This window comes from Aeribacillus sp. JST-2, from assembly GCF_056032925.1.
The window spans coordinates 1-2,463 of sequence record NZ_JBVVUU010000085.1 but is presented as its reverse complement, the minus strand read 5'-3'; the positions used below and the strand labels follow the sequence as shown (position 1 = coordinate 2,463).

Below are 2,463 nucleotides of genomic sequence, written 5' to 3'. Positions count from 1 at the left end.
TGTTTAGTGCAAAATGAAAGTACAGAGTTCTGCAACAAAAAAGTGCAGAGCTTCATGGCATAAAAAAAGGCTTGCCAGCTCCTAAAATACCCTCTACTGTTTAAGGTTGTGAAGAACAAAACAGTGGAGGTAATGAAAGGATGCTAGCAATGCCTGAAATTCATCATATCAAACATTTGCGTGAAAAGAAAGGGTTATCGCTTTCCGAAATTGTCCGCAGGACGGGATTTAACTGGAGAACAGTCAAGAAATATGCGGATGGAGACATTTCGGTCAGACAAAAAATAAAGAGAAAACGGGGAATGATGGAGGAAGAAGGATACGGTCAAATCATTGATGACTGGCTGGAGGAGGACGCCAAACTGCCAAGAAAACAACGGCGGACAAGCAAGAAGATGTACGAACAATTAAAGCAGGAACATGGCTTTAAAGGGTCTTATCGAACGGTTTGCGCCTACGTTCAAAAACGAAGACCTCAGCTTAAGCTGGAGAAGGAACAGCGTTACGAGAGGCTGGAACACCCTCCGGGGGAAGCGCAGGTGGATTTCGGCACCATGTCCGTTGTGACGAAGGAGGGAAAAGAGGAAGACCGATCAATTCTGATTTTGAGCTTTCCGTACAGCAACGCCGCGTATGCGTATCCATTGCCAGCGGAAAACAGCGAATGTTTTCTTTACGGGCTCACTCAGCTGTTTCGCCAAGCCGGAGGCGTCCCGAGAAAACTCCGCATCGACAATTTGGCGGCGGCGGTGGTTTCGATCCGAAAAGGAGGCGAACGTCAATATACTGAAGCATTTGAGCGATTCCGGCTTCATTACCGGTTTGACGTACAGGCGTGCAATCCGTATAGCGGACACGAAAAAGGGAATGTCGAACGGAAAGTTTACTATACTCGTCAACACTGCTTTGTCCCTGCTCCGTTGATCAAGGGGGATGAAGAACTGGCGGAGTGGCTGCATCGCAAGATGATCGAAGATCGAGCCCGCCCCCACTATGAAAAAGGGAGAACCATTGAGGAATTATGGCAGGAAGAACAAAAGGAGTTGCTTGTCCTGCCGGAGAGAGATCTCCCGATCTTCTCCTTCCACCACGCCAATGTCAATAAATACGGGGAAGTAACGGTGGATGGGGAGGCGTTTGTGGTTCATGGGATCCCGGTCCCCAACCGTGTCCTTGTCAAAAAGGAATGGGATCGTTTCATGGTTTTGTCCCAAGAAGGGGAGGTGTACCTGGAAGCGCCAAGGCCGTACACGAAAAAGCAACGGGAGCTCCCTTGGAAGGACATTTTGGCGGAATGGGCGCAAAAGCCCCGGGTGGTGGAGTATTCGCGGTTTCGAGTTTACTTACCGGAGGCCATTAGGAAATACTTCATGGAACAACCGAAACAGACGGCATCACGCATTCGAGGGGTGCAGAAGCTGCTGGACCGGTACACCGTCTATGAGATCGCTCAGTGGCTTGACAAGTATCAACGGTGGGATTTGGCGCCCCATGAGATCGGGGTGTTGATGGAGGCGAAGCGTTCGGAGTATCCCGCGAAATGGGAAGAAGCCTATACCCCTTCCGTTTTAGTCGACTATGAAACCGATTTACATGTGTATGATCAACGTCTTTGTCCGTCAAGGGAAGGGGGAAGCCGGGCATGAAGATGGATTTAAAAGAGATTTGTAAAGCCCTGCATTTGGCGTACATCGCGGATCGATTCGAGGAGGTGGCCTACGAGACCAAGGAACAGTTTTTGCGTGATGTGTTGGCGTTGGAGCTGTCGTTCCGTCAGAAAGCAAAACAGGCTCGATTGATCAAGAAGGCGAAGTTCCGGGAGTTGAAATGGCTCAAAGATTACGAATGGTCGGATCAGATTCATTGGCCGACCACGACCTCGAAGGAAGAACTTTGCGACCTTCGCTTTTTGGAGCAAAAACAGAACGTCCTGCTTTTAGGTTCGCCGGGAACAGGAAAAACCCATCTCGCCACCGCATTAGGATTAAAAGCGTGTGAACGGGGCCATGAAGTTCGGTTTTTCCGTGTCGCCGATCTTGTCGCCCAGCTCGAAGAGGCGTTAAAAGACGGCACCCTCGGACGGCTCAAACGGCAAATCGACACATGCGAGCTGTTGATTTTGGACGAACTCGGCTATGTACCTTTCCAAAAGCAGGGATCGGAACTGCTGTTTCACATCATTGCCGATTGTTATGAACGAAAAAGTGTCATCGTGACATCGAATTTAGAGTTTGGACAGTGGAATCGAGTGTTTGGGGACAACCGCCTGACGGCAGCGCTGGTGGATCGTTTGGTCCATCACGCCCACATTCTCGCGTTTACGGGTGAGAGCTACCGCTTGCGGCATGCGCTTTCTGCCGTTCAGTCGCTCCCTTCTCACTCGGTTGAAAGGTAAATTCATTGAGCCGGCAAGCCTATGTATTTTTTCTTGCAATTCTCTGCACTTTTTGCTTGCAAAAAACA

General features: G+C 49.7%; 2 protein-coding genes. Both read left to right on the top strand.

Going from position 1 to position 2,463, the window contains the following annotated elements; all coding sequences use genetic code 11:
* Nucleotides 1-140: 140 nt before the first annotated feature.
* Nucleotides 141-1,646 carry an IS21 family transposase gene (istA, locus tag AC0KTX_RS16580; protein WP_474253147.1) on the top strand — a complete coding sequence of 502 codons (1,506 nt, stop codon included), beginning with the start codon at nucleotides 141-143 and terminating at the stop codon, nucleotides 1,644-1,646.
* A complete protein-coding gene (istB, locus tag AC0KTX_RS16575) occupies nucleotides 1,643-2,395 on the top strand; it encodes an IS21-like element helper ATPase IstB (RefSeq protein ID WP_033019214.1) in 753 nt (250 codons plus the stop codon). Before istA ends, istB begins: the two co-directional genes overlap by 4 nt.
* The last annotated feature ends 68 nt before the right edge of the window (nucleotides 2,396-2,463 follow it).